Origin of the sequence: Streptomyces sp. NPDC057010, assembly GCF_042673805.1 — a bacterium.
Taxonomy (GTDB): domain Bacteria; phylum Actinomycetota; class Actinomycetes; order Streptomycetales; family Streptomycetaceae; genus Streptomyces.
Window position 1 is genome coordinate 297351 of sequence record NZ_JBHUSC010000003.1, and the last position, 22556, is coordinate 319906.

The window sequence follows — 22556 nt, forward strand, 5'->3', positions numbered from 1 at the left end:
CCCGGGCCGCTACTGCGGCAGCGGCCCCGTGGCCACCGGGCGGTCCGGGTCCGAGGACCACTCCGACCAGCTGCCCGCGTAGAGGTCCGAGGCGATGCCCGCCACCTCCAGCGCCAGCACCTCGTGCGCACCGGAGACCCCCGACCCGCAGTAGACCCCCACCGGGGCGTCACCGGACACGCCGAGCCCGGCGAACCGCTCCCGCAGGGCGTCCGCCGGCAGGAAGCGGCCGTCCGGGCCCACGTTCTCGGTGGTCGGGGCGGACACCGCACCCGGAATGTGACCCCCGACCGGGTCGATCGGCTCGACCTCCCCGCGGTACCGCTCCCCCGCCCGGGCGTCCAGCAGGACCCCGGCGCGCGCCCGCGCGGCCGCCCCGTCCGCGTCGAGCACCCCCACCGGCGCCGAAGTTGGCTTGAAATCGCCCTCCGCAGGAGTCACCCGCTCGGCCGACAGCTGACCCGCCTCGGCGGTCCACGCGGCCAGGCCGCCGTCCAGCACCCGCACGTCCGGGTGCCCCGTCCGGCTGAGCAGCCACCACGCCCGGGCGGCCGCCCAGCCCAGGCCGCCGTCGTACACGACCACCGGCACGTCCGCCGAAACCCCGGCCCTGCGCATCGCCGCCCCGAACGCCTCCGGGTCCGGCAGCGGATGCCGCCCGCCCGACCCGGGCGGACCAGCCAGTTCGCGGTCGAGGTCGACGTACACCGCGCCCGGCAGGTGCCCGGCCTCGTACGCCGGCCGCTGGTCGGGGCCGCCGAGCTGCCAGCGGACGTCCAGCAGCACCGGCGGCCGGGAACCGGCCAGCTCGCTCTTCAGATCGGCGACGGAGAGGATCGCAGAATTCGCAGTCATGCGGGCCATCTTCCTCCCCGCCCGGCACCCGCGTAACAAGCCCGTCATCGGCGGGCCGCACCGATCCGGTCATCTCTCCCCGGGGCCCCGCGATGCGGCGCGGTCGGGGCGCGCCGAGCCCTCCGGAGTGGAAGCATCAGCACCGGCATCCGAGGCGACGGAGGAGACGGCTGACATGACCGAGGCAGCGGAAGCAACGCGGCGCACGCCCGGCACCCCGTGCTGGGTGAGCCTGATGGTCCACGGCCTCGGGACCACCGAGGACTTCTACGCGGACCTGTTCGGCTGGGAGTACGTACCGGGGCCCGCGCAGCTGGGCCCGTACGTACGCGCCCTGCTGGACGGCCGCGAGGTGGCCGGCATCGGCGAGATGCCGCCGGACCGGCACCTTCCGGTCGCCTGGACCACGTACCTCGCCACCGACGACGCCGACGCCACGGCCGAGACGATCCGTTCGTGCGGCGGGACGGTCGCGGTGGGCCCGCTGGACGCGGGCATCGCGGGGCGGGTGGCGATCTGCTCCGACCCGCTCGGCGCGATCTTCGGCCTGTGGCAGGCGCAGAGCCACATGGGGACCCGGCTGCACGGCGCGCCGGGCACCCCGGTCTGGAACGAGCTGCTCACCCAGGACACCTCGGCGGTCGTCAAGTTCTACGAGCACGTCTTCGGCCACGAGGCGCAGACCCACGCGACGGCCTCCGACGACTTCGACTACGTGACGCTCCGTCTGCAGGACCGCCCGGTGGCGGCCGTGCACGGCGTCGGCCGCTCGCTGCCCCACGACCGGGGGCCGCACTGGATGACCTACTTCGAGGTCGAGAACACCGACGAGGCCGCAGGCCGGGTCATCGACCTGGGCGGACGGATCATCGACCCGCCCCGCGACGGGATCGGCGGCCGGGTGGCCACGGTCGCCGATCCGGAGGGCGCGGTCTTCACCCTCGTACGCTCTCCCGGCCGAGGGCCCGGCGGAGCGTGATGCCGTAGCGGTCGTGCAGCCGGCGCAGCTCCCACACCGAGAGCGCGGTCACCGACAGCGGCGGCGCCAGCAGGAAGAGGACGCGGACGGCGAGCGGCGCGCTGACGGGGGCGTCGTCGAAGAGCTGCACCACCAGCAGTGACCAGACCAGTACGGGCGAGAGCAGCGGCGGCAGCACCTCGTGCACGTCGGCGGTCCGGAAGGCGTGGTGGACGCAGAGCACCGCCGAGCAGAGCGCGAAGGGCAGGACGAACAGGCCGGCCAGCGCCCCGAGCGGGCCGAACGAGTTCACGTACGGCAGTCCGAAGGACATCAGCACGATGGTGCCGAGGAGCGATCCGATGGCGGTGGCCGGCCCGCGCAGCCGGGCCCGGTAGAAGGCCGGGCCCGGCGGACGCGCGGACAGCACGAAGGCGGCGAGCGCGAGCGGTCCGATGACGAGCAGCAGCCCGGCGCTGATCAGCACCTCGGTGAACTTGTCCTCGACGACGGCGCCCGCGCCCTCCCGCAGCGGATAGGACAGCACCAGCCAGCAGCCGGCCAGCAGGCCGATGGCGGTGCGGGCGATCTGGGCCCGCCGGATGGCCTCGTCGATGATCCGGTCGGGTCGGCCGGGCCGGTGGATGCGGGCCGCGAGGTCGAAGGGCGCCCGGACCACGCGGACCCAGCCGGGTCTGCGGTCCGCCCCCGGACCGGGCGGGTGCGCGGGTGTGGGTCGGTGTGAACTCACGGCGGTCGTCCCCCAAAACGATGATGATCATCGCATCATAGGGCGACGTCGCCGGCGCTCCCCCACCGCCCAACGGCCGTGCCACACAGGCGAGATGGAGCGGCAGGTGACACCCCCGCCGCCCGGCTCACCGGCTCGCGCCGTGCAGCTGCGGTGCCGCGGCCCGGTGGGCCTTGGTGGTGACCAGCAGGCCGGCGAGCAGGCCTGCGAGCAGGGTTGCGCCGATCCCCCACCAGAGGGTGTCGGTGTAGCCGCGCAGCAGTTCCTGGTAGACCGGCCCGGAGATCCATGCCGAACGCCCCAGGCGGGCGGCGATGGCGCTGCTGAGCAGCACCGATCCGACCAATCCGCCCAGGTACTGGGCCGCGGTGACGGCCGCCGAGACCGCGCCCGAGTGCTGCGGGGCGGCTCCGTCGGTCGCGGTGGCGAAGAGCGGCATGAAGGCGAGGCCGGTCCCGAAGCCGGCCAGGAGCATGCCGGGCAGTACCTGGGTCACGTAGGCGCCGTGGATCTCCAGGCCGGTCAGGAGCAGCATCCCGAGCGCCGACACCGCCAGGCCCGCCGCGATCAGAACGCGGGGCGCGACACGGTGCAGCAGACGTGCGGAGACCTGGGTGGAGCCGATGACGGCCGCGGCGACGAAGGGCAGGAGAGCAAACCCGGTCCCGAGGATGGTCCGCAGGTGGAAGACCAGAGCCGAGAGCGTGGCCATGGCGCCCACACCGGCCAGGAGCAAGGCGAGGAAGCCGCCGACGCGGTCGCGGCCCCGGACCTCCGAGGGCGTGCCGTACGGGCCCGACGTCCTGGCGTACGACCACAGGAAGCCCGCGAGCAGGCCGGTGCCCGTGACCAACAGGGCCAGCGCCGTGAGGTCGGTCCAGCCGCGCCCCTCGGCCTCGCCGAGCCCGTAGCTCACGCATGCGAGCCCTGCGGTGCCGAGCAGCACCCCGACCACGTCGACGCGGGCTCCGGCGGGGCCTTGGCGGGCGGGCAGCAGGGTGATCGCGCCGATCAGGACGATCACGGCGAGGGGGATAGCGACGTACAGGAGGCCGCGCCAGCCCATGAAGTCCAGGAGCAACCCACCCAGGAACAGCGCGAGTGCGGAACCCCCGGCGGCGACCGCGGCGTAGATCCCGAAGGCCCGGCGGCGCTCCCTCGGATCGGGGAAGCCGCCGACCACCAGGGCCAGCCCGGACGGTGTCACCAGCGCGGCGAACGCCCCCTGGAGGGCGCGTGCGACGACCAGCGTGCCGGAATTCGCGGCCGTGCCGCCGAGCGCGGAGGCCGCCGCGCATCCGGCCAGGCCGATGATCAGGGTGCGCCGGGGCCCCACGCGGTCGGCGAGGTGCCCGCCGAGCAGCAGCAGGCAGCCGAAGGCGAGCACGTACGCCTTGAGCATCCACTGCAAACCGCTGACGGGGAGATGCAGATCGGCCTGGACGGACGGCACCGCCAGGCTGAAGTTCGTCCCTCCGATCAGCACCATCAGCTGGGCCAGGGCGATGACCGCCAGCCCCCACCACCGCCTGGGGTGCGGGGAGTCGGCGACCGGGGGCGGCCCGAAGCCCTGCCCGGGGACGGAGTACGCCGGGGCGGTCGGAGCGTAGGCGGGCGGCGGCGGGGGCAGTGGCTGCGACTGTGCCGACGGCGCCGCGACACGCGGGTCCGGCTGCGGCTGCGGTGCGGCGGCCTTCTCCAGGGAAGGCCCGGCCGGCTGTTCGGGTGCGAAGTCGAGCAACCGGGCTGCATGACGGCCGAGTTGGGCCAGCACCGGACCCGGCAGCCATTCCGCGTCCCGGTCCGTCATCGCCGTACGCTCGGCGACCTGCCGGGGCGTGGGCCGCTTGGCGGGGTCCTTGTCCAGGCACGCGCGTACGAGGTCGGCCAGGGGCTCCGGTACGCCGGTCAGGTCCGCCTCCTCCTCGGCGACCCGGAAGAGGTGGGCGTTCAGCCCGGTGTCGGTGGCGCCGAACAGCATCCGCCCGGTGGCGGCGTAGACGAGGACGGCGCCCAGGCAGAAGACATCACTGGCGGGGGTCAGTTCGAGGCCGCGGGCCTGCTCCGGCGACATGAAGCCGGGCGAGCCGATCAGCATGCCGGTGCGGGTGTGCAGGCTGTCCCCGCCGAGGCGGTCCATCGCCCGGGCGATCCCGAAGTCGATGACGCGCGGGCCGTCGACGGTGACCAGGACGTTGGAGGGCTTGAGGTCGCGGTGGATCAGGCCCGCCTCGTGGACGGCCTGGAGGGCGAGGGCGAGGCGGTTGGCGAGCGTACGGACCGAGTACTCGGGCAGCGGCCCGAAGTCGCGGGCGACCACGGCCTGGAGGTCGGGCCCCGGAATGTACCGGGTGGCCACCCAGGGCACGGCGGCGTCGGGATCGGCGTCGAGCACGTCCGCCGTCCAGCTCCCGCCCACCCGCCGCGCGGCGGCCACTTCGCGGGCGAAGCGCGAACGGAACTCCGGGTGCCCGGCGTGCTCGGCCTGTACGACCTTCACGGCGACGGTGCGCCCGCCCTCGGAACGACCCAGATACACCAGGCCCATGCCGCCCGCCCCCAGCCGGGCGATCAGACGGTACGGGCCTATGCGGGCCGGGTCTCCGGCGATCAACTGGTCCACGCCAGCAAGGTAGTCCAGCTATCGGACCAGCGTGAGGCCATCGGCCGATTCGTTTGGCTCCTCGATCCGGGCCATGGCGGTGCGCAGGAGGGGCGGCGCCATGAGCGACGTCACGATCGCCACGAGGATGATGATGGTGTACGTCTCGGGGCCGAGGATGCCGAGCCGCAGCCCCACCATCGCCACGATCACCTCTATCACCCCGCGGGAGTTCATGCCGGCCCCGAGCGCGAGGGCCTCCCACCGGCTGAGCCCGCTCAGCTTCGCGCCGACGTAGGCGCCCGCGAACTTGCCGAGGATGGCGACGGCGAGCACCGCGCACGCCGCGGCCGGCACGGCGGGCCGCACCAGCGCGGTCAGGTCCATCCGGAGCCCGGCGGTGGCGAAGTAGACCGGGGCGAGGAAGGCCAGCACGGTGGTGCGCAGCGGGGCCAGTTTCTCCCGGTCGAGCTCGCCGCTGGTGCCGATCAGCACCCCGCACACGAAGGCGCCGAAGACCGCCTCCAGCCCCATCGCATGCGTCGCCGCCCCGCCCAGCAGGACGATCGGCGCCGCCACCGCGACGGTCGGCCCCGGCTCCGCGGAGCGGTTCGCCGCCCTCAGCGCGAACGCCACCGCGGGGCGTCCCACCAGCAGCGCGAACACCACGACGCCCAGCGGGTAGAGGAGGGCGGCGGCGACCTTCCCGGCGGTGAGCCCGACCGTCGCCATCGCCGACACGACGGAGAGCAGGAACCAGCCGATGACGTCGTCGATCACGCCGGAGGCGAGGGTGAGCTGGCCGACCTCGCGGTGCAGCATGTTCATGTCCAGCAGCGTCTTGGCGATCACCGGGATCGCGCTGACGCACAGGGCCACTCCGAGGAACAGGGCGAACACCGTCGGAGTGGTGCCGTCCGGCAGCAGCGAGGAAGGCAGCAGCAAGCCGGTGGCGACGCCGAGCCCGAGGGGCAGGAGCAGGCCGGCGAGACTCACCCGCGCCGCGGTGAGCCCGCGCCGTCTGACGAGGTCGAACTTCATCTCCATGCCGGTGATTCCGACGAGCAGCAGCACCCCCAACTGCCCCACGGCGTCGAGGAGGTGCATCTGATCGGGCTGTTTCGGCAGCAGCCAGTCGGCGAACCCGGGAAACGCCCGGCTCAGCACGGAGGGACCGAGCAGCACGCCGGCGAACAGCTCCCCGACGATCGCGGGCATCTTGAACCGGGCCGCCAACTGCCCCAGGGAGAGGGCGAGGAGCAGCAGGAGCGCCAGTTGGAGGAGGAGCACCAACAGCGAGTGGTGGGCGATGGTCGGTACGGGGGGTACGGGAACGGCACTCATCTCGACGTCACCTCGGATCGCGGCCTGACGATGCCCATCGACACCCTGACGGTCCAGTGTCCCCGCCGGCCGGACGTCAGGCGTGGTTGACCGGGAGGACGTCCGGGGAGAGCGCGCCCGCGTGGGCCGAGGCCGAGGTCATCCGGCGGCGGTGGTGGCGGCGGCACAGGACCTCGTAGCCGATCTCCTCCGCGGGGCGGTTCACGTCGCCGACGACGACCTGGGCGCCCTCGACCACCATCTCCCCACCCACCGTACGGGCGTTGTGCGTGGCGCGGGCGCCGCACCAGCACAGCGCCTCGACCTGGAGCTGTTCGAGGCGGTCCGCCAGCTCGATCAGCCGCTGCGAGCCGGGGAAGAGCTTCGTGCGGAAGTCGGTCGTGATGCCGAAGGCGAAGACGTCCATGTCCAGGTCGTCGACGATCCGGGCCAGCTGGTCGATCTGCTCCGGGGCGAGGAACTGCGCCTCGTCCACGATCACGTAGTCCGCCTTGCCGCCCTTGGACAGCTCGGCGACGAGGTACGCGTAGAGGTCCATGCCCTCCGGTGCCTCGACCGCCTCCGTGACCAGTCCGAGGCGGGAGGACAGCTTGCCCTCGCCCGCCCGGTCGTCACGCGTGAAGATCACGCCCTGGAGCCCGCGCGCCGACCGGTTGTGCGCGATCTGGAGCGCCAGGGTGCTCTTTCCGCAGTCCATCGTTCCGGAGAAGAACACCAGCTCGGGCATGGGAAGTACGGGACCTTTCGGGTCGGTCGTGGGTGGCGGAGGGGGAGGAGCGGGGGCCGGTCAGGTGCGGATTTCGAGCAGCGGGACGAGCTGCTCGGCCGCGGTCATGGAGCCGTGCATGCCGACGAGGGCGGACTCGTTGGGCTCGTTCCGCGAGGCGGTGATGGCGACGTCGGCCTGCGCGGCCGCGACCACGTCGCCGATCCGCCCGAGGACGCGCTCGTCGCACTCCCCCGGCGCGCCGAACCAGCCCAGTTCCAGGGCCTCTTCGCGGCTCGCGATCCAGAACCGGTCGCCGAGGACCTCGCGCCAGACGGTCAGGACGTCGGCCTCGGCGCCCGGGACGGCGTACACGTGCCGGGCCCGGCCCTCGCCGCCGAGCAGGGCCACGCCCGCGCCCAGCTCCCAGTCCTCGTCGTAGTCGATGCGGGAGTCCTCGTCGAAGGGGACGTCGACCATGCCGTGGTCCGCGGTCACGTACAGCGCGGTGCGCGGCGGGAGCTGCTCGGCGAGCCGCTGGACGAGCCGGTCCACGTACATGAGCTGGCCGCGCCAGGCGTCGGAGTCCACGCCGTGGCGGTGGCCCGCGCCGTCGAGCTCGCTGTAGTACGTGTACACGAGCGAGCGGTCGCCGGCCGCGAGGCGGTCGGCCGCCAGGTCCATGCGCTCCTCGCCGGTCATCCGGCCGAGGAAGGTGCCGCCGCTCAGGGCGATCTTGGTGAGCGGGGTGGTCTGGAAGGCGGGCGAGGAGACCTGGGCGGTCGCCACACCGGCCTTGTCTGCCAGCTCGAAGACGGTCGGGTACGGCTGCCAGGGCTTGGGCGGGGTCCAGGGCTGCCAGCGGAGCTGGTTCATCAGCTCGCCGGTGGCGGGGTTGCGGGCGGCGTAGCCGGGCAGGCCGTGCCGGGCGGGCGGCAGGCCGGTGCCGACGGAGGCCAGCGAGGTGGCGGTGGTCGCCGGGAAGCCCGCGGTGATCGGGCGGCCGGTGCCGCCGCGCGAGGTGCCGAGGAGCGAGGTGAGGTACGGGGCCTCGTCCGGGTGGGCCTTGATCTGCTCCCAGCCCATGCCGTCGACCAGGAAGACGCAGTTCCGGTCGGCCGGGGTCAGCTCCTCGATGGCGGCGCTGAAGCCGGGTACGCCCTGGCCCGCGACGAGGGTGGGCAGCAGGTCGGCGAGCGAGCCGGCGCCGTACTCGGGCACGGGCGCGCCGGCGAGGTCCAGCAGTTCCGGCTCGTCCGCCCAGTTCTGCGCGGCGGGGTAGGCCATCAGCGGGCGGGGGTGGACGTGGCAGCGGTGGCTTCGGAGAGCGCCTGCGCGAAGACCAAGGTCTGGCGCACCGCCTCGGGGCCGTCGCCGGCTTCGCTGACGCGCAGGCTGAGGTCGTCGGCGGTGGAGTTGCCGGTGTAGCCGTGGTCGGAGTCGCAGTTCGGGTCGCCGCAGGCGGCCGGCTCCAGGTCGATCCGGGAGACCGCGCCCCAGCCGATGGTCAGGACGACCTCGCGGGGCAGGGTGCCGGGGGTGTAGGACTCCGGGTTGGCGACGACGCGGCTCAGCACCACGGAGGAGATGCTGGAGAGCTTGACCGACTCGGTGGAGGTCGTCGCGTACGGGGACGGGGACCCGGCGTCGGCGGCCTGCTCGTCGGTGTGGCTGACGATGAAGCGGTTTCCGGTCAGGACCAGCACGGTGACGTGGCGGCGCACCTCGTTGGAGTCGAAGGTCGTCTCCTGGTGGACCAGGTACGACGAGATCGGCTCGCCGCCCACCGCGGCCTCCACCGCCTCGGCCACGAGGGCCGGGTAGTAGCCGCTGCGCTCGATCGCCGTGCGCAGCCCCTGGGTCGTCGTACCGGATTTCGCCATGAGGTCCATCCTAAGGCCCGTACGGGGCACCCCGGCCTTCCCCCGTACCCGCTCAGTAACTGGGGAGGGTCCGGGGGCCGAGGTCCCCGCGGGCGGGCGGGTGGGCGATCCGGACGGTGGCGCTCAGCACCGAGAGACCCTCGGTGGCGACCACGACCGGTTCCAGCGAGACGCCGATCACCTCGGGGTGGTCGTCCACCAGCCGGGAGAGGCGCAGGAGCAGCTCCTCCAGGGCGGGGGTGTCCACGGGATCGCTGCCGCGCCAGCCGAAGAGGAGGGGTGCGGTCCGGATGGATCGGATCAGTCCGGCGGCGTCCCGGTCGGTGGCCGGGACCAGCCGGTGGGCGGTGTCCCCGAGCAGCTCGGAGGCGACGCCGGCGAGCCCGAAGGAGAGGACGGCGCCCGCGGCCGGGTCGATCACCGAGCGGACGACCGTGTCGACCCCGCGCGGCACCATGGGCTGGACCACCGGCTGGAGCTCCACCGGCTTCCCGAGGGCGTCGGTGAGCTCTTCGTACGAGAGCCTCAGCTCGGCCTCGTCGCGCAGGTCGAGCCGTACGCCGCCCAGGTCCGCCCGGTGGCGCAGGTGCGGGGCGGTGGTCTTGAGGGCCACCGGGTAGCCCAGCACCCCGGCGGCCCTGACCGCCGCGTCGGGGCTCGGCGCGGGCAGGGTGGCCTGGACGCGGATGCCGTACCTCCCGAGCAGCTCGCGGGCGTCCCAGTCGGTCAGGGTCAGCACGGCCTCGCCGTCGACGTCGGCGAGCAGCCCGGCCAGCTGCGCGGCGGTGCCGGCCTCGTCGATGTCCTCGAACTCGGGCACCTGGCCGGCCTCGGCGTTGGCCCGCCGCCACTGCCCGTACCGCACGGCCTCGGCGACGGCCTTGGCGGCCCGCTCGGCGGCGGGGTAGCTCGGGATCCGCTGCCCCTCGGGAGCCTTCTCCCCCACCCCGGCCAGCGCCTCGACCAGTTCGCCGAGTTCCACCTGCACGACGGCCACCGGCTTGCCCGGCGTCTCGGTCACGGCGTCGCGCAGGCAATCGGCCAGGTCGTCCGCCGGAGCCTGCTCGTTCACCCACGGGATCGCGGTGACGACGACCGCGTCGTTGGCGTCGGAGGCCAGCGCCGCGGCCAGCGCCTGACGGAAGTCCTCCGGCGAGGCCGCCGTGGTCAGGTCGATCGGCGGCAGCGGCCGCAGGCCCTGGGTCAGGCAGGCGTCGTAGGTGAGGATCCCGAGGGACTCGGAGTTCCCGAGGATCGCGATGCGGGGTCCGGCGGGCAGCGGCTGCGAGGCCAGCAGCAGGCCGACGTCCACCAGCTCCGTCACCGTGTCGACGCGGATCACTCCGGCCTGGCGCAGCAGCTCGGAGACGGTGGCGTCCGGCAGCCGGGTGTCCGGGACGACGTGCCCGGCCGGGGAGTGGCGGCCGCCCTTGGCGACGACCACCGGCTTGACGGCGGCCGTGCGGCGGGCGAGGCGGGTGAACTTCCGCGGGTTGCCCAGGGTTTCCAGGTACATGAGGGCGACGTCCGTCCCCTCGTCGTCGTACCAGTACTGGAGGATGTCGTTCCCGGAGACGTCGGCCCGGTTCCCCGCCGAGACGAAGGAGGACAGCCCCTCCCCGCGCCGCACGAGGGCGGAGAGCAGGGCGATGCCGATCGCCCCGGACTGCGTGAACAGGCCGGTCCGGCCGCGCACCGGCAGCGGCGCGGGCGTCAGCGAGGCGTTGAGCTCCACCTCGGGCGCGGTGTTGATCACCCCGTAGGCGTTCGGTCCGATCAGCCGCATTCCGTACGAGCGGACCTGGCGCACCAGTTCGCGCTGGCGGTCGAGCCCCTCCGGGCCGCTCTCCCCGTATCCGGCGGACAGCACGACGAGCCCCTGCACGCCGTGCTCGCCGCAGGCGGCGACCGCCTCGGGGACGCGGTCGGCGGGGACGGCGATCACGGCGAGGTCGACGGGGGCCCCGATGGCGCCGATGGTGGGGTAGGCCCGTACGCCGTCGAGCAGATCGCGGGTGGTGGCCTCGTTGACGGCGTAGAGGTGGCCGTGGAAGCCGCTGTCGCGCAGGTTGCGCAGGGCGGCCGCGCCCACACCCGCGAGGGAGCGGCTGACGCCGATCACCGCGACCGAGCCGGGGGCCAGCAGCCGCTGCACCGAGCGGGCCTCGGCGCGCTGTTCGCGGGCGCGCTGGACGGCGAGGGACTCGGCGGTGGGCTCCAGGTCGAGGGTGAGGTGGACGGAGCCGTCCTCGAAGCTGCGCTTCTGCTCGTAGCCGGCGTCCGTGAACACCTTGATCATCTTGGTGTTGGCGGGCAGCACCTCGGCGGCGAACCGGCGGATGCCGCGTTCCCGGGCCACCGCGCCGATGTGTTCGAGGAGCGCGGAGGCGACCCCGCGGCCCTGGTGGGCGTCCTGGACGAGGAAGGCGACCTCGGCCTCGTCGGCGGGGGCGGTGGCGGGCCGGCCGTCGGGGCCGATGCGGTCGTAGCGGACGGTGCCGATGAACTCCCCGCCGATGGTCGCGGCGAGGCCGACCCGGTCCACGTAGTCGTGGTGCGTGAAGCGGTGCACGTCGCGGTCGGAGAGCCGGGGGTACGGGGCGAAGAAGCGGTAGTACTTCGACTCGTCGGAGACCTGCTCGTAGAAGCTGACCAGCCGGCCGGCGTCCGCGGTGGTGATGGGCCTGATCCGGGCGGTGCCGCCGTCGCGCAGGACGACGTCCGCTTCCCAGTGGGCCGGGTACGAGGGGTCCGACTCGGTGGTCATGCGGTGATCTTAAGGCCATGACTGGCTGAATAGCTCCTGCGCGGCGCATGAGGCAAGCTGGGGCAAATCAGTGCAAGCTGGGGAAGGTCGAACGGCGGAGGATCCAGGCCGAAGGTCGGTCGGAGCATTCCGGGCGTCGTGAGAGACTGGTCTAGACAACCGTAAGAACCTGAAGGGCATCACCATGGCAGAGCGCCGCGTCAACGTCGGCTGGGCCGAGGGCCTGCACGCTCGTCCCGCCTCGATCTTCGTCCGTGCGACGACCGCTTCCGGCGTCCCGGTGACCATCGCGAAGGCCGGCGGCGACCCCGTCAACGCCGCCTCCATGCTGGCGGTTCTGGGCCTGGGCGCCCAGGGTGGCGAGGAGATCGTCCTCGCGTCCGAGGCCGACGGCGCGGAGGCCGCGCTGGACCGTCTCGCGAAGCTGGTCGAGGAGGGTCTCGAGGAGCTCCCCGAGACCGTCTGACCCTTCGCGGCGAAGCCGTGGCCCCGGAGTTCCGGGGCCACGGCTTCGCTGTTTCCGCGACGCAATATCCGGCCCGATGAAAAAAGGGCAGCACGGGAATTCCGGTCCGCGAAATCCGGCCCCGCAGGAATACGGCACGGGCGGGGGCTAATTCACGCCGAGTACCGATCCTTTGTATACGGCCCGTGTTAATGCCGGACGCTCGACATGTTTACGGCAGGTTGCGAAGTGCTCACCGCGGGCCGGATCCGGCTCCGGGGCCGGTGCGCTTCGGCCGCCCGGCCGGCGTGGACCGCGGTCAGCGTCCGGGCCCGCTCGGCGTCGCCGCGCGCCACCGCATCCACGATCGCGCCGTGCTCCGCCCAGGACTCCACGGGCCGCACCGGCGCCTCCACCACGTACATCCACGCCACCTTGTGCCGCATCTGCGTGAGCAGCGCGATCAGCCCCGGGCTGCCGGAGGCCTGCGCGAGGGTCTCGTGGAACCAGCCCCCCAGGGAGCGCAGGTCCTCGCCCTGGCCCCTCCTGGCCCGCTCCTGGCCCAGCCTGACCAGTCCGCGCAACACCTTCAGGTGGGCCTCGGTGCGCCGCCGGGCCGCCCTGGCCGCGGCGAGGGGCTCCAGCAGCATCCGCAGCTCCAGCAGGTCGGCGGCCTCCTGCTCGGTCGGCTCGGCCACGCAGGCGCCCGCATGGCGCCGCGTGGTCACGAACCCCTCGGACTCCAGGGTGCGCAGCGCCTCGCGGACGGGGACGCGCGAGACCCCGTACCGCCGGGCCAGGACCTCCTCGGTGAGTCTGCCGCCCGGCTCGAAGACCCCGGAGACGATGTCGTCGCGAATTGCCGTGCATACCGCGTGCGCAGGAATACGCAAGACCGAACCTCCGCCTATTTCCGACTCGCACAGTCATTGGACACGCATGCGCGTGCTGCGACTCTATTGCAACACACGATAATTTCCGAGAGCGGTCGAAAATACGAAACATTTGCACGCGGACAACGCGAAGGCCCCGGCTTGGTGAGCCGGGGCCTTCGGACCGTCCGTGGAGCGGTGGCGCCTTCGGGTCAGAGGCTGACGCCGTGCGAGCGCAGGTACGCGAGCGGGTCGATGTCCGAGCCGTACTGGGAGCCGGTGCGGGCCTCGAAGTGCAGGTGCGGGCCGCTGGAGTTGCCGGTGGAACCCGACAGGCCGATCTGCTGGCCCGGGGTCACCTGCTGGCCGACGGAGACGCTCAGCGAGGACATGTGCCCGTACTGCGTGTAGGTGCCGTCGTTGTGCTTGATGACGACGTTGTTGCCGTACGCGCCACCCCAGCCGGCCTCGACGACGGTACCGGCGCCCACCGCGTGGACGGAGGTGCCGGAGGCGGCGTGGAAGTCGATGCCGGTGTGGCTGCCGGAGGACCACATGCCGCCGCCCGCGTGGTACTGCGTGCTGACGTACGAGCCGTCGACCGGGGCGACGAAGGTGTTGAGGCGCTTGCGCTCCTCCTCGCGGGCGGCGCGCTCGGCGGCCTCGCGCTCGGCCTTCGCCTTGGCCTCGGCGAGGCGCTTGGCCTCGGCGGCCCGCTGCTTGGCGTCGGCCTCGGCCTGCGCCTGGGCGGCGGCGTGCTCGGCGGCGCGCTGCTGGGAGGCGGCCTGGTCCTGGAGGTCGCCCGCGAGGTCCTCGGCGACGACGACGGCACCGAGCCCGTTGTCCTGGGCGGAGTTGTTGTCGCCGCTGTCCGCGGCGAAGGCCGGACCGGCCAGGGAGCCGACGACGCCCGTGGTGGCGAGGGCGGCTATGCCGGCGTAACCGGCGGTCTTGCGGCTCAGACGGCTGGAACCACGGTGCTTACCGGAGCCGGCGGGACGACTGCCAAACGCCATGAAGGGGCTGATCCTTTCCTTCCTTCTCGCCTACCGGGTTAGCTGACGGGTTCGGAGCAGGAAGGTCTCCTACGGGCCTCCTCTTGCGAGGCGGTCCGATTCACCCCAGGGACTGATGTGGGTCCCCGGCTCCCCAGGCTCGCGCCTGACGGGGACTCGGCGATCGCTGCCCGGTGCCGCGGGTGCGGCGGGTACAACTGACGGACAGCAGGGCCGACGCTAGGCGGATCATCAGTCAATCGCCAAACAGACGCGCCCTTTTGTTGCGTACGCCACACCGCATACGAGCAACCACACCATGAAACGGACAAAAGGGGTTCCGGCGGCCGAGCCGCCGGAACCCCTCACACCGATCGCCAATTGGCCATCGGCCGAACGTCAGTTGGTGACGACGCTCACGTCACCGATCCCCAGCGCCCGCACCGGTGCCTCGATCTGAGAGGCGTCGCCCACGAGGACCGTGACCAGCCGGTCCGCCGGGAAGGCGGCCACGACGGCCGAAGTGGCCTCCACCGTCCCGGTGGCGGCGAGCTGCGCGTACAACTGCGCCTGGTAGTCGTCGGGCAGCTCCTGCTCGACCTGGTCGGCCAGGGTGCCGGCCACCGAGGCCGCCGTCTCGAACTTCAACGGGGCCACGCCCACCAGGTTCTGTACCGCCACGTCCCGTTCGGCGTCGGTCAGGCCGCCCTCCGCGAGGGTGCGCAGCACCTTCCAGAGGTCGTCGAGCGCCGGGCCGGTGTTCGGGGTGTCCACCGAGCCGCTGATGGCGAGCATCGAGGCGCCCTTGCCGTCGGCGGTCGAGCGCAGGACCTGCCCGAAGGCGCGCACGCCGTAGGTGTAGCCCTTCTCCTCGCGCAGCACCTTGTCCAGGCGGGAGGTGAGGGTGCCGCCCAGGCAGTAGGTGCCGAGCACCTGGGCAGCCCAGACCCGGTCGTGCCGGTCGGCCCCGATCCGGCCGATCAGCAGCTGGGTCTGGACCGCGCCGGGGCGGTCCACGATGACCACGCGGCCGGTGTCGTCGGCGGTCACCGGCGGCACCGGCAGGGCCTCGGCGGAGTTGCCCGTCCAGGTGCCCAGGGTGTCCGCCAGTACGGCGTCCAGGTCGATGCCGGTCAGGTCGCCGACGACCACCGCGGTGGCGGTCGCGGGGCGTACGTGGGCCTCGTAGAAGGCGCGCACGGCGGCGGAGTCGATCCGGGAGACCGTCTCCTCGGTGCCCTGGCGCGGGCGGGACATCCGCAGGGAGGCCGGGAAGAGCTCCTTGGAGAGCTGCTTGGCCGCGCGGCGCTGCGGGCTCGCCAGCTCGTGCGGGATCTCGTCGAGCCGGTTGCGCACCAGCCGGTCCACCTCGGCGTCGGCGAAGGCGGGGGCGCGCAGCGCCTCGGCGAGCAGGCCCAGCGCCTTGTGCAGACGGGAGGCGGGGACCTCCAGGGAGACCCGGATGCCCGGGTGGTCGGCGTGCGCGTCGAGGGTGGCTCCGCAGCGCTCCAGCTCGGCCGCGAACTCCTCGGCGGAGTGCTTGTCGGTGCCCTCGGACAGGGCGCGCGCCATGATCGTGGCGACGCCGTCCAGGCCCGCGGGCTCCGCGTCGAGCGGGGCGGCGAGGTTGACCTCGACGGCGATGACCTGCTGGCCGGGGCGGTGGCAGCGCAGCAGGGTCAGGCCGTTGGGCAGGACCCCGCGGTCGGGGGCCGGGAAGGCCCACGGCTGCGGCTCGCCGGCCTGCGGCCGCGGGTGGAAGGTCATCGTGACGGCTGCGGTGTCGCTCACTGCTCCGCCCCTTCGGTCTCGTCTTCGTTCTCGGAGGTGTTGTCGTCGGCCGCGATCGGCTCGTACACGAGCACCGCCCGGTTGTCCGGGCGCAGCCGGGCCGCGGCCACGGCCTGCACCTCCTCGGCGGTGATGTCGAGGACGCGCTGGACTGCCGTCAGGGCCAGCTGCGGGTCGCCGAACAGGACCGCGAAGCGGCACAGTTCGTCGGCGCGGCCCGCGACCGTGCTCAGCCGGTCCAGCCACTCCCGCTCCAGCTGTGCCTGCGCGCGCTCCATCTCCTCGGCGGTGGGGCCCTCGGCGGCGAACCGCGCGAGCTCCTCGTCCACGGCCGCCTCGATGTCGGGGATCTCCACCCCGCCCGAGGTCTTCACGTCCAGCCAGCCCAGCGAGGGGGCCCCGGCCAGGCGCAGCATGCCGAAGCCGGCCGCGACGGCCGTCTGGTCGCGGCGCACCAGGCGGTTGTGGAGCCGCGAGGAATCTCCGCCGCCCAGGACGGTCAGCGCCACGTCCGCCGCGTCGCACTCGCGGGTCCCGTCGTGCGGGAGCCGGTAGGCGGCCATCAGCGCACGCGCCGGGACCTCCTCGACGATCTCCTCGCGCAGCTCCGCCCCGATGATCTCGGGGAGCGTGCCGTCGCGGGGCGGCTGCTTGCCGTCGTGCGACGGGATGGTGCCGAAGTACTTCTCGACCCAGGCGAGGGTCTTCTCCGGGTCGATGTCGCCGACCACGGACAGCACCGCGTTGTTCGGCGCGTAGTACGTACGGAAGAAGGCGCGCGCGTCCTCCAGCGAGGCCGCGTCCAGATCGGCCATGGAGCCGATCGGGGTGTGGTGGTACGGGTGCCCCTCGGGGTACGCCAGCGCGGTCAGCTTCTCGAACGCCGTGCCGTAGGGGACGTTGTCGTACCGCTGGCGGCGCTCGTTCTTGACGACGTCGCGCTGGTTCTCCATGGACTCGTCGTCCAGGGCGGCCAGGAGCGAGCCCATGCGGTCAGCCTCCAGCCAGAGCGCGAGCTCCAGCTGGTGGGTCGGCATCGTCTCGAAGTAGTTGGTGCGCTCGAAGCTGGTCGTGCCGTTGAGGGAGCCGCCGGCGCCCTGGACCAGTTCGAAGTGCCCGTTTCCGGGCACGCTCGCCGAGCCCTGGAACATGAGGTGCTCGAAAAGGTGAGCCAGGCCGGTACGGCCCTTGACTTCGTGGCGCGAGCCGACGTCGTACCAGAGGCAGACCGCGGCGACCGGGGTCAGGTGGTCCTCGGAAAGCACCACGCGCAGGCCGTTGGCCAGCCGGTGCTCGGTCGCTGTCAGGCCGCCGGAGCCGGCCTGGGCGGTGGCCGTGTGACCCATGGGCATGTGGTCCCTTCGATCGCGATGCAGAGATTTCTGTCAGACCTGCCACTGTATGCAAGCGCGTCGGTTGCCGGATAAGTTCCCGGGTCACGCCCCCAGCTCCGTCTGGGGGGACCCCCGGGGTCGGAGTCGGCGTTGTCGGTGCCTCGGGCCACAATGGTCCGCGTCAGACCCCCCAGCACACCCATTCTTGGTTAAGGAGCCGCGCAGCGATGGCCCGCCGCAGCACGAAGACCCCGCCGCCGGAGGATTTCGAGGAGAAGATCCTCGACATCGACGTCGTCGACGAAATGCAGGGCTCCTTCCTCGAGTACGCGTACTCGGTGATCTACTCCCGCGCCCTGCCCGACGCCCGCGACGGGATGAAGCCGGTGCACCGGCGCATCGTCTACCAGATGAACGAGATGGGTCTGCGCCCCGACCGCGGCTACGTCAAGTGCGCGCGCGTCGTCGGCGAGGTCATGGGCAAGCTCCACCCGCACGGAGACCAGTCGATCTACGACGCGCTCGTGCGCATGGCCCAGCCCTTCTCGATGCGGCTGCCCCTGGTCGACGGCCACGGCAACTTCGGCTCGCTCGGCAACGACGACCCGCCGGCCGCGATGCGTTACACCGAGTGCAAGATGGCCGACGCCACGTCGCTGATGACGGAGTCGATCGACGAGGACACCGTCGACTTCGCCGCCAACTACGACGGCCAGGAGCGCGAGCCCATCGCGCTGCCCGCCGCCTACCCGAACCTGCTGGTCAACGGCACCTCCGGGATCGCGGTCGGCATGGCCACCAACATGCCCCCGCACAACCTCGGCGAGGTCATCGCGGCCGCCCGCCACCTGATCCGCTACCCGCAGGCGGACCTGGAGGCGCTGATGCGCTTCGTGCCGGGTCCGGACCTGCCCACGGGCGGCCGCATCGTCGGCCTCTCGGGGATCAAGGACGCCTACGAGACCGGCCGCGGCACCTTCAAGATCCGCGCGACGGTGGCCGTGGAGAACGTGACGGCGCGCCGCAAGGGCCTGGTCGTCACCGAACTGCCCTTCACGGTCGGCCCCGAGAAGGTCATCGCGAAGATCAAGGACCTGGTCGGCTCGAAGAAGCTCCAGGGCATCGCCGACGTCAAGGACCTCACCGACCGCGCGCACGGTCTGCGCCTGGTCATCGAGATCAAGAACGGCTTCCACCCGGAGGCCGTCCTGGAACAGCTCTACAAGCTGACGCCGATGGAGGAGTCCTTCGGCATCAACAACGTGGCGCTGGTGGACGGGCAGCCGCTGACGCTCGGCCTCAAGGAGCTGCTGGAGGTCTACCTCGACCACCGCTTCGAGGTCGTCCGGCGGCGCAGCGAGTTCCGCCGCGGCAAGCGGCGCGACCGCCTGCACCTGGTCGAGGGCCTGCTGGTGGCCCTGCTCGACATCGACGAGGTCATCCGGCTCATCCGGGACAGCGACAACTCCGCGCAGGCGAAGGAGCGGCTCATCGAGCGCTTCTCGCTGAGCGAGATCCAGACCCAGTACATCCTGGACACCCCGCTGCGCCGGCTCACCCGCTTCGACCGGATCGAGCTGGAGTCCGAGCGCGACCGGCTGACCGGCGAGATCGACGAGCTGACCGGGATCCTGGAGTCCGACACCGAGCTGCGCAAGCTGGTCTCCACGGAACTGGCGGCGGTCGCGAAGAAGTTCGGCACCGAGCGGCGTACGGTCCTGCTGGAGTCGGCGGGTACGACGGTCGGCGCGGTTCCGCTGGAGGTCGCGGACGACCCGTGCCGGGTGCTGCTGTCCTCGACGGGCCTGCTGGCGCGCACCGTGACCGGCGAACCGCTGCCGGAGGCGGAGGGCGGCGCCCGCACCAAGCACGACCTGATCGTCTCGCAGGTCGCGGCGACCGCCCGGGCCGAGGTCGGCGTGGTCACCTCGTACGGGCGGCTGCTGCGGCTGTCGGTGATCGACCTGCCGCAGCTGCCGGACACCCACGCCGCGCCGAACCTGGCGGGCGGCGCCCCGGTCTCGGAGTTCCTCTCCGGGCTGGAGGCGGACGAGAAGGTGGTCTGCCTGACCTCGCTGGACGAGGCCTCGCAGGGTCTGGCGCTGGGCACCGAGCAGGGCGTGGTCAAGCGGGTCGTGCCGGACTACCCGGCGAACAAGGAGGAGCTGGAGGTCATCACCCTCAAGGAGGGCGACCGGATCGTCGGCGCGGTCGAGCTGCGCACGGGCGAGGAGGACCTGGTCTTCATCACCGACGACGCCCAGCTGCTGCGCTACCCGGCGGGCCAGGTGCGACCGCAGGGCCGCCCGGCGGGCGGTATGGCGGGCATCAAGCTCGCCGAGAACGCCAAGGTGATCCACTTCTCGGCCGTGGACCCGGCCCGGGACGCGATGGTGTTCACGGTGGCGGGCTCGCACGGGACGCTGGACGACTCGGTGCTGTCCGGGAAGCTGACCCCCTTCGACCAGTACCCGCGCAAGGGCCGGGCCACCGGCGGCGTGCGCTGCCAGCGGTTCCTGAAGGGCGAGGACCTGCTGGTGCTGGCCTGGGCGGGCGGCTCCCCGGTCCGCGCGGCGTCGGCGAACGGCACCCCGGCCGAACTGCCGGCCGCGGACCCGCGCCGGGACGGCTCGGGCACCGCGCTGCCGGCGGCCGTCGCGGCGCTGGCGGGGGCCGCGCTGTAGGACGGCGTACGGGGTGTCCGCTCCGGGACCGGACACCCCATGTGCCGACTAGTGTTTTCCCCGTATACGCGGTGGGGGGAGAACAGAGCTGATGAGTCGTCGATCGAGCAGCGCACCGATCGGGAGCTACGAACGGGACGTGGCGCGGGGCCACCGGCAGTACCGCGAGGCCGAGGCTCGACGGCGGACCGAGCAGCTCGATGCCGAGGTCGCCACTCTGCGGGGCCTGTTGGTCTCGGGCTGCCGGACACCGGCGTTCAGGATGGACGCCCTGGTCCGGCCCGAGCAGGTGGAACCGTTCACGCCGCCGGGGCCACTGGCGCAGCCGGTGCCCATGCCGCGCATCGACGAGTTCCAGGGGCAGAGCAGCGGCTGGACCCTCGGCTCGGGCAACCGGGCGCAGGCGGAGCGGGAGGCGCACGCCCGGTACACCCAGGCCTGGCAGGCGGCGAACGCCGCCGAGGCGCAGCGGCAGCAGCAACTGGCGGTGTACCGGCAGCAGTACGACCGGTGGGCGGCCGAGCAGCTGGCCGGGGTCCGAGCACACAACAGTCGGCTCGACCGGCTGCCCGGGGCGCTGCGCGCGGGCGACGCGGCGGCGGTGGTGGAGTACTTCTCGGCCGCCGTGGGCACCTCGGCGGCCTGGCCCGAGGCGCTCCCGAGGCAGGTGGCCGCGGCGTACGACCCGGCCGCGCGCCAGTTGGTGCTGGACTGGGAGCTGCCCGGGTACGCGGTGGTGCCGGAGGCCAGGTCGGTGCAGTACCTGCCGAGTACGGACCAGCTCAACGAGAAGCCCCGCCGAGCCTCGGAACGGCGCGCCCTGTACCGGGACCTGCTGGCGCAATGCATGCTGCTGGTGGTGCGCGAGCTGTACGCGGCGGACGAGTTCGATGTTCTGGACTCGGTCGTGGTCAACGGGTTCGTGGACTGCCACGATCCGGTGACCGGTCAGGAGGCGCAGTTCGTACTGGCCACGCTGCCGGCGACGCGATCCGCTTTCGCGAGGCTGCGCCTGGAGCAGGTCAGCGCGGTGGACTGCCTGGTGGAGGGCTTGGGCGGGCAGCTCTCGGCGCGGCCCGACCAGTTGACCGCCGTACGGCCCGGACGCAGGCCGGAGGAGGTCGCCGGAGGGGTTGTCAGCCATGGCGGGCACACGTCCGGCGACGGGGACGAGCCCGACCTGTTCGTGATGGACCCGATCGCCTTCGAGAACCTGGTGGCGGAGCTCTTCCGGGCGATGGGCATGGAAGCGGTGACCACGCAGCGGTCGGGCGACGGCGGCGTGGACATCGAGGCGCTGGACCCGTCCCCGATCACGGGCGGGCGGATCGTGGTGCAGGTCAAGCGCTACCGGAACACCGTGTCGCCCACGGCGGTCCGGGATCTGTACGGCACGGTCCAGGACAAGGGGGCGAACAAGGGGGTGCTGGTCACCACCGCGTCCTTCGGTCCGGGGTCGTACGCCTTTGTCAACGGCAAGCCGCTGGAGTTGGTTCCCGGTGACCAGCTCGTGGAGCTGCTGCACCAGTACGGGCTGCGCGGCCGTCTCGGCGGCGGACCGGCGCGGCGAACGCCCGAGCCGGCCGCCCCCGCGTCGGAGCACAACGTGCTCGGCATGTCCTGGGCCGGTTCGGTCGCCCTCGACGTCTGCGCGCTCGTCTGCACGGGCAGCCGGGTGCTGAGCGAGGAGCACTTCGTCTTCTTCAACAACCCGCGGACGCCCGACGGTTCCGTACGGGCCCGCGCGCATGCCGCACCCGACAAGGCCGCGCTCGAGGTCGCCTTCGAGGCCCTGCCCCGCGAGGCCGACCGGCTGGTCCTGGTGGCCGCCGTCGACCCGGAGGCAGATCCGCACGCCGACCTGGCCGGCTTCACGGACGCCCGGATCCGGCTCCTGGACGCGGCGGGGGCGGAGGCGGGCCAACTGGAGGTTTCCGACGGCCGGGCGGGCGAGACCGCGCTGGTGCTGGGCTCGTTCCGGCGCCGGGCGAACGGGGACTGGGACTTCGTGATCGGCGGCAAGGGCTACCGGGGCGGCCTGGAGGACCTGCTGCGGGAGTACGGGGTCGAGGTGGCCTAGGACCGCCACGGTCTTCGCCCTGGCGCGGGGCGGCTCCGGGAACCGATGCTTCTCATGGATCGCGGAGCCGCCCCGGTTCAGTTGCTCAGAACTTGTCCAGGGCTGCGTCGAGGACGTTCGCCGAGCCGTTCGACTGCTGCGCGTCGAAGCCGGCGACATTCGCGGCGTTGCTGTTGTCCCCGTTGATGCAGATCTGCTGGATCGAGTTCGACTGCGCCTCGTTCGACTGCGTCACGTTCGACTGCGTCACGTTGCCGAAGACGGCGACCGCGACGTTGACCGGGATGATGATGTCGGTGGACTCGTTGCTGGCAGCGGCTGCCTGAGTGCACTCCCTGCCGGCGCCGTCCGTGTCGGAGCCGACGGCGGAGGCAACTCCCGCCCCGGCCATGCCGAGACTCCCGATCATGGCAGCTACAAGAGCGGCCTTACGCAGCTTGCGCATAACGTTCCCTTCCTGTCTTATTGGCGTATTTCGCAATTGCCAGG

17 protein-coding genes and 1 riboswitch are annotated in these 22556 nt (G+C 72.6%); of the genes, 4 read left to right on the forward strand and 13 right to left on the reverse strand.

The genetic code is table 11. The features are described 5' to 3' along the window. Positions 1 to 9 precede the first annotated feature (9 nt). Positions 10 to 855, reverse strand: coding sequence for a sulfurtransferase (locus ACFTXQ_RS05545; protein WP_382636123.1), 846 nt, complete (start codon positions 853 to 855; stop codon positions 10 to 12). A gap of 175 nt (positions 856 to 1030) precedes the next feature. On the opposite strand from ACFTXQ_RS05545, the gene ACFTXQ_RS05550 reads away from it, so the two are divergent. After that, on the forward strand, positions 1031 to 1834 hold the full coding sequence (locus tag ACFTXQ_RS05550) for a VOC family protein (protein WP_382636125.1): 804 nt from the start codon (positions 1031 to 1033) through the stop codon (positions 1832 to 1834). On the opposite strand, the gene ACFTXQ_RS05555 is transcribed toward ACFTXQ_RS05550, so the two are convergent. From ACFTXQ_RS05555 to ACFTXQ_RS05585, 7 genes are all read right to left on the reverse strand, one after another. Continuing rightward, positions 1791 to 2564, reverse strand: coding sequence for a hypothetical protein (locus tag ACFTXQ_RS05555; protein ID WP_382636127.1), 774 nt, complete (start codon positions 2562 to 2564; stop codon positions 1791 to 1793). The genes ACFTXQ_RS05550 and ACFTXQ_RS05555 overlap by 44 nt on opposite strands. Positions 2565 to 2691: 127 nt before the next feature. Next, positions 2692 to 5187, reverse strand: coding sequence for an MDR family MFS transporter (locus ACFTXQ_RS05560; protein WP_382636128.1), 2496 nt, complete (start codon positions 5185 to 5187; stop codon positions 2692 to 2694). An 18-nt stretch (positions 5188 to 5205) separates the two neighbouring features. After that, positions 5206 to 6510, reverse strand: a complete 1305-nt coding sequence (locus tag ACFTXQ_RS05565; protein WP_382636130.1) for a cation:proton antiporter — start codon at positions 6508 to 6510, stop codon at positions 5206 to 5208. A 76-nt stretch (positions 6511 to 6586) separates the two neighbouring features. Further along, a complete protein-coding gene (locus ACFTXQ_RS05570; RefSeq protein ID WP_382636132.1) occupies positions 6587 to 7237 on the reverse strand; it encodes a thymidine kinase in 651 nt (216 codons plus the stop codon). A 60-nt stretch (positions 7238 to 7297) separates the two neighbouring features. Continuing rightward, positions 7298 to 8503, reverse strand: coding sequence for an alkaline phosphatase family protein (locus ACFTXQ_RS05575; protein WP_382636134.1), 1206 nt, complete (start codon positions 8501 to 8503; stop codon positions 7298 to 7300). Then, entirely contained in the window at positions 8503 to 9099 is a 597-nt protein-coding gene (locus ACFTXQ_RS05580; RefSeq protein WP_073909804.1) for a DUF5998 family protein, read from the reverse strand. The genes ACFTXQ_RS05575 and ACFTXQ_RS05580 overlap by 1 nt, the downstream gene beginning before the upstream one ends. A 52-nt stretch (positions 9100 to 9151) precedes the next feature. Beyond that, positions 9152 to 11866 carry a GNAT family N-acetyltransferase gene (locus tag ACFTXQ_RS05585; RefSeq protein WP_382636136.1) on the reverse strand — a complete coding sequence of 905 codons (2715 nt, stop codon included), beginning with the start codon at positions 11864 to 11866 and terminating at the stop codon, positions 9152 to 9154. Positions 11867 to 12050: 184 nt separating this feature from the next. Here ACFTXQ_RS05585 and ACFTXQ_RS05590 point away from each other — a divergent pair, with 184 nt between their 5' ends. Beyond that, entirely contained in the window at positions 12051 to 12332 is a 282-nt protein-coding gene (locus ACFTXQ_RS05590) for an HPr family phosphocarrier protein (RefSeq protein WP_382636137.1), read from the forward strand. Between the two features lie 188 nt (positions 12333 to 12520). Here the strand turns inward: ACFTXQ_RS05590 and ACFTXQ_RS05595 are convergent, their stop codons facing one another. The 4 genes from ACFTXQ_RS05595 to ACFTXQ_RS05610 all read right to left on the reverse strand — a co-directional run bounded on the left by ACFTXQ_RS05595 (position 12521) and on the right by ACFTXQ_RS05610 (position 17315). After that, positions 12521 to 13204 (reverse strand): GntR family transcriptional regulator, encoded by a 684-nt coding sequence (locus ACFTXQ_RS05595; protein ID WP_382636139.1) that lies wholly within the window; start codon positions 13202 to 13204, stop codon positions 12521 to 12523. Positions 13205 to 13395: 191 nt separating this feature from the next. Beyond that, positions 13396 to 14199 (reverse strand): M23 family metallopeptidase, encoded by an 804-nt coding sequence (locus ACFTXQ_RS05600; RefSeq protein WP_382636140.1) that lies wholly within the window; start codon positions 14197 to 14199, stop codon positions 13396 to 13398. A 12-nt stretch (positions 14200 to 14211) separates the two neighbouring features. Beyond that, positions 14212 to 14371, reverse strand: a riboswitch (cyclic di-AMP (ydaO/yuaA leader). A gap of 206 nt (positions 14372 to 14577) precedes the next feature. Further along, positions 14578 to 15945, reverse strand: coding sequence for a M16 family metallopeptidase (locus ACFTXQ_RS05605; protein ID WP_382636268.1), 1368 nt, complete (start codon positions 15943 to 15945; stop codon positions 14578 to 14580). A 20-nt stretch (positions 15946 to 15965) separates the two neighbouring features. Next, positions 15966 to 17315, reverse strand: a complete 1350-nt coding sequence (locus ACFTXQ_RS05610) for a M16 family metallopeptidase (RefSeq protein WP_382636142.1) — start codon at positions 17313 to 17315, stop codon at positions 15966 to 15968. 215 nt (positions 17316 to 17530) lie between these two features. Here ACFTXQ_RS05610 and ACFTXQ_RS05615 point away from each other — a divergent pair, with 215 nt between their 5' ends. Both ACFTXQ_RS05615 and ACFTXQ_RS05620 read left to right on the forward strand, forming a co-directional pair. Beyond that, complete coding sequence (locus tag ACFTXQ_RS05615; RefSeq protein ID WP_382636143.1) at positions 17531 to 19987, forward strand: DNA topoisomerase (ATP-hydrolyzing) subunit A; 2457 nt, start codon at positions 17531 to 17533, stop codon at positions 19985 to 19987. Between the two features lie 91 nt (positions 19988 to 20078). After that, positions 20079 to 22067 (forward strand): restriction endonuclease, encoded by a 1989-nt coding sequence (locus ACFTXQ_RS05620; protein ID WP_382636145.1) that lies wholly within the window; start codon positions 20079 to 20081, stop codon positions 22065 to 22067. A gap of 85 nt (positions 22068 to 22152) precedes the next feature. On the opposite strand, the gene ACFTXQ_RS05625 is transcribed toward ACFTXQ_RS05620, so the two are convergent. Further along, positions 22153 to 22512: a hypothetical protein gene (locus ACFTXQ_RS05625; protein WP_382636147.1), complete on the reverse strand. Its 360-nt coding sequence runs from the start codon at positions 22510 to 22512 to the stop codon at positions 22153 to 22155. Between the last annotated feature and the right edge of the window lie 44 nt (positions 22513 to 22556).